Origin of the sequence: Thiocapsa sp. (assembly GCF_035467215.1) — a bacterium.
In the GTDB taxonomy this organism is placed as follows: Bacteria; Pseudomonadota; Gammaproteobacteria; order Chromatiales; family Chromatiaceae; genus Thiocapsa.
The window spans coordinates 1-4,420 of the sequence record NZ_DATITZ010000327.1; the positions used below are offsets into that span (position 1 = coordinate 1).

Annotated in this window: 4 protein-coding genes; 3 read left to right on the forward strand and 1 reads right to left on the reverse strand. The window is 64.8% G+C overall.

Annotation, left to right across the window (positions count from 1 at the left end; all coding sequences use genetic code 11):
- From VLR48_RS17560 to VLR48_RS17570, 3 genes are all read left to right on the forward strand, one after another.
- Window positions 1-198 (forward strand): ATP-binding protein (locus tag VLR48_RS17560; RefSeq protein WP_325293034.1); only part of this gene is annotated, 198 nt, incomplete at its 5' end.
- A 256-nt stretch (window positions 199-454) separates the two neighbouring features.
- On the forward strand, window positions 455-2,188 hold the full coding sequence (locus VLR48_RS17565; RefSeq protein ID WP_325293035.1) for a hypothetical protein: 1,734 nt from the start codon (window positions 455-457) through the stop codon (window positions 2,186-2,188).
- Between the two features lie 144 nt (window positions 2,189-2,332).
- Window positions 2,333-2,851 carry an SRPBCC family protein gene (locus tag VLR48_RS17570; RefSeq protein WP_325293036.1) on the forward strand — a complete coding sequence of 173 codons (519 nt, stop codon included), beginning with the start codon at window positions 2,333-2,335 and terminating at the stop codon, window positions 2,849-2,851.
- Between the two features lie 136 nt (window positions 2,852-2,987).
- Here VLR48_RS17570 and VLR48_RS17575 read toward each other — a convergent pair.
- The coding region (locus tag VLR48_RS17575; protein ID WP_325293037.1) for a hypothetical protein at window positions 2,988-4,420 on the reverse strand (1,433 nt) is incomplete at its 5' end.

Sequence of the window (4,420 nt, forward strand, 5' to 3'; positions counted from 1 at the left end):
ACCGCCATCCTCGACCGGCTGCTGCACCACAGCCACGTCGTCACCATCCGTGGGGAGAGCTACCGATTACGCGAGAAGCGCCGTGCCGGCCTGCTCGGGAGCGCGGCGAGCGGCGCGCGCCGGGGCGGCGGGGGCGAGCCCGTCCAGTCGCCCTCCGGGCTCCTTTACGGGCTCGCCCCCGCCGCCCCAGCGAACTGAGGGGAAACGCAGATCCATGTAACCACGGGGGGTCAATTCTTGGTGTCGCCAGGGGGTCAATTCCTGGTGTCGCTTGACACACCGAGGTCTCTCCGGAAGGCGATATCCTTACGGGCAGGCGCGGATGTGATTCAATGAAAGCGATTCAGTTTTGACCCGCGTCTCCAAAAAGGTCGGAAAAATCCTTGAGTCCGAAGCGGCATGCACATAACGCATTTCATTCTGGACGCGGTTGAGGTTCAAACAGCGAGGTACCATGCACCGACACACGACGAATCTTCGAATCGTTGCGGCCGCGGCCATCCTGCTGGTCCTTGGTCTGCCGTTGCCGTCTATCGCCCAAGAGCAGACGCCCGACGGTTTTCCGGACACATCCCGGCCCGAGTCATCCCCGGTCGGGACGCCGTTCGAGCCAGGCGATGCCGCGTCGCTGCAGTCGCTCGAGGCTCTGCACAAGGCATTGTCGAGTCGCGAACAACAGGTTGCGGAGACGCAGCGGCGGCTGATTGCGGCCGAGGATGATGTGACGCGGGAAGCGCTCGCCGATGAGCTTCGCGAGCTCAGGGCGCAGCTCGACGAGCAGCGTCTGCAGTTCGAGCGATTCGCCTTGGAGATGGATCTTGGACCCTTCGTCGACGAGGTGGATCAACCCTTCGATTGGCAGGAAGAGCTCAACAAGCTGCTCAAGCCGATCCTGGCCGAATTGAAGAGTGCGACCGCGGAGTCCCGCGCCATCGGCGAGCTGCGAGCCGAGCTCGATCAGGTCGACGAGCGCAGGGCGCTTGCCGAGAAAGCGGTCGGGCGTTTGGAGGGTCACCTCGCCGATGGTCCCTCCGATGACCTGAGGGCAAGGCTGGAAGAGCGGCTCGCCCACTGGCAGCGTATCGCCGACGATACCGCCAATCGCTACACCGCGCTTGATCTGCAGCTCGAGAACCGGCTCGAGCAGCGCCAATCCATTCAGGACGAGACGACCGCGTACGCGAAGCGCTTCTTTCAGACCCGTGGACTGAATCTCCTCTTGGCCGCGGTTGCCTTCTGCGTGGTCTTCTTCGGGGTCAGATATCTGGCGTCGTTGGTCGGTCGGCTTCAATCATCGAAGGACGGTGCGGCCGCCGCAGGAACGCGGTTCAGCAGTCGTCTGACCACGTTGCTGCTGCGCGTTTTCAGCGTTCTGGGCGGCTTGATCGCGATGATGCTGGTGTTCAACATGGCGGGCGATTGGTTCATGCTCGGCATCATCGTGATCTTCCTGATCGGGGTCGCCTGGGCCAGCATCAAGACGCTTCCGAGCCAGCTCGAAACAGTGCGATTGGTCCTGAACATCGGCGCGGTCCGAGAAGGCGAGCGGATCCGCTTCAACGGTATTCCCTATCAGGTCGAGGTGCTCGGCTTCCGAGTTCGGTTGGTCAATCCGCGCCTCGAAGGCGGGCTCCAGGAGATCCCGGTGAATGCGTTGGTCGGACTCTATTCACGACCCGCCGGAGCGGATGAGGACTGGTTTCCGACCCGAACCGGTGACTGGGTCGAGCTCGCGGACGGGCGCATGGGACAGGTGACGCGACAGAGCACGAGCGCCGTGCATCTCAGGGAGCTCGGCGGCGAGGATGTCGTCTACCCGACCGATGTCTTCGTCGGTTTGAACCCGCGCCGTTTGTCCGAGGGTTTCCGAATCGTCTCGACCTTCGGGATCGATTATCGGCATCAGGCCGTCGCGACCACCGAGGTCCCCGAGCGGATGCGAGAGAGGCTGGAGCAGCGGCTGCCGGACGTGGTTCCGCACGAGTACATCAAGGCGGTCGCGGTCTATTTTCAGTCTGCTGCTGCCTCGTCCCTGGATTACGAAATCCAGGTCGATCTGTCGGGCGGGGCCGCACGCCATATGGCGCCGATCCGCCACGCCATTCAACGCATCCTGGTCGATGCCTGCAGCGATCACGGATGGGAGATCCCCTTCACCCAGATCACCCTGCATCAGGCGTCTGGCTGAGGCCGGACTCGACCGCCGTTTCGGCGCGGCACGAAGCGAGTCCGGTTCCCGGCTGATGATCCCGGCTTATGATCCAGGTTTTCCGGCTCGTGCCGACCCGAGTCGGAGCGCTTTCATCACTGAGTCGGAGTCGCTGGAGGCTTCATGGCGGACTATCACTTGCTGACCATCTGGCGGATCGAAGCACCGCTGGAGCCTGTTTACTCCGCCATCCGGGACTCCCTGGGCTGGTCGGACTGGTGGCCGGGTGTCCGGAAGGTGGAGGCGGTGGCGGACGGAGATGCCGAGGGCATCGGCACTGTTCGGCGCTATGTCTGGAAAGGGAGTTTGCCGTATCGGGTCGTGTTCGAGGTGCGCGCGACCCGCATCGAGAATCTCGAGGTCATCGAGGGCGCTGCCGAGGGCGACCTCGAAGGCATCGGCCGTTGGGACTTCGCTCGTCAAGGCGGGTTGAGTATCGTGCAGTACGAGTGGCACGTCCGCAGCACACGCTGGTGGATGAACCTGATCGCCCCGTTCGCCCGTGCGCTGTTTGTCCGTAACCATACGCGAATCATGGCTCAGGGCGCCGAGGGGTTGGCACGGCGACTCGGTGCGCGCCTGGTGAGCCAAGAGAGTATCGATCTGACGGCGGACGAAGTTCCGTCGCGCCGAACCCACTAGTGCAACGCCGCGCAATTCCCGAGGCCATTCGGGCTTGGGTCCACGGCGGACCGAAGTCCGCCTCCCCGGGGGTGCCGACTGAAGTCGGCGTACCCGGGAGGTGGCATCGAGACTTCAGTAGTAGCCGAGCGCTTCGTCAGGTCTCGGGGGCTCCGCCGAGTTGTGCCAAATACGTCAGGTCGCCCTCTCTTTGCGCGACGCGGCGCAGATAGCTGGCTTGGTTTTTCGTGCAGCGAAGGGTGTGCGGACTGCCGCGTCGCTCGGTCACCAGATCCAGATCGCAGCAATCGGTTCGCACCGAGGCCGCGATATGATCGCGATGGCGTTGCGCCGCCCGGAAGGCCCATTCGGGTTGGGTCGGATCGGCGAGAAAGCGGCTGAGCTCTTGGCAGTTGGCGCAGGCGCAGGTCACCTGAGCGGGTCGTCGCCAATCCGCTGGGGGCTCCAAGGGTTCCGCGATCCGCCGGCGTAGGTGCGCGAGCGCCAGTCCGCGCAAGGCTTGCGCGGAGGGAAGATCTCGGGTCGTTTCGTCGGCGTGCAGCGTGAGCGCTGCGGGCAAGAGGATCCGGTCGATGTCGTAGCGGTCGGGATACTGCAGGAGATGCTCGAAGGCCTGTCGCGCGAGATCGGGGTCGATGCGCTCGAGCCCGCTCAGGAGATTCGCCACCATGGCATCGGTCGGCTCGGTGCCGGTCGATTCGCTGCGATACCGGTAGGCATCGACAGGTGATTGTGCGACGCGAGGGCCGGGTAGGGTGCGCACGAGTGCCTCGGCGGCCGAGCGGAGACTCTCGGCCGTCCCGGTCCCGGTAGCGATGACATGGTTTGCGGTGCGGGCAAGCAGATCGGCGCAGGCGACCGGATGGTCCTGTGCGTTCCCTGCGATGATGTCGTGGATCAACCGATGCGCCCGCTCGGGCGTGAGGGCTGCGAGCGCCTCGACGAGTGCTTGATTGTCGGTTTGCCCGTAGGCTCCGGCCGCGATCGGTCCGCCCGCAAAGGCATCGATCTCGACGAGGTCGCCCAAGGTTGTCAGGTGCCTCAGGTAAGCCGCCGCGGCGCCGTCCGAGCTGGCCTTGCGTCGGACCCAGTCCGAGTCTGGCCAATCGATACGAATCCGTTCAGCGAGCAAGTGCGCCTCCTCCCGGAGCGGCGCCTGCGGGTCGGCACCGGCCTCTTGCCACTGCCTGACCAGCTCGCCGAGGAAAGGAACGCTGACCTCCAATCCGCCTTGGCTCAGCACGGCCGCGCGATGGGTGCGCGGCCAGACGACGAGTGCGGCGCGCTGATAGAGTCGATCGAAGCTGGCCCCTTCGTTGCCGGTGGCCTCCTGAAACTCGAGCTCGTCCGGCTCCAAGTCGTCGAAGGCGCCGGGCGGGGAGAGTTCTTCCAGTTCGAATGGCAGCGGACCCAGGTTCGGATGGCTGCCGTCGGGATGGCGCCAGGTATCGACGATCTGGCGGCTCTCGTCGACCTCGCCGACCTCGAAATCATCCTCGTCGTGACGGCCCCAGTAGCCGCCGCCGGTGTGTTCCGCCCAGCCGGATTCTTCGATCGAGACCAGGGCGA

Coding starts and splice junctions, on each gene's coding strand:
- VLR48_RS17565 (WP_325293035.1), top strand. CDS start 455: ATGCACCGACACACGACGAATCTTCGAATCGTTGCGGCCGCGGCCATC.
- VLR48_RS17570 (WP_325293036.1), top strand. CDS start 2,333: ATGGCGGACTATCACTTGCTGACCATCTGGCGGATCGAAGCACCGCTG.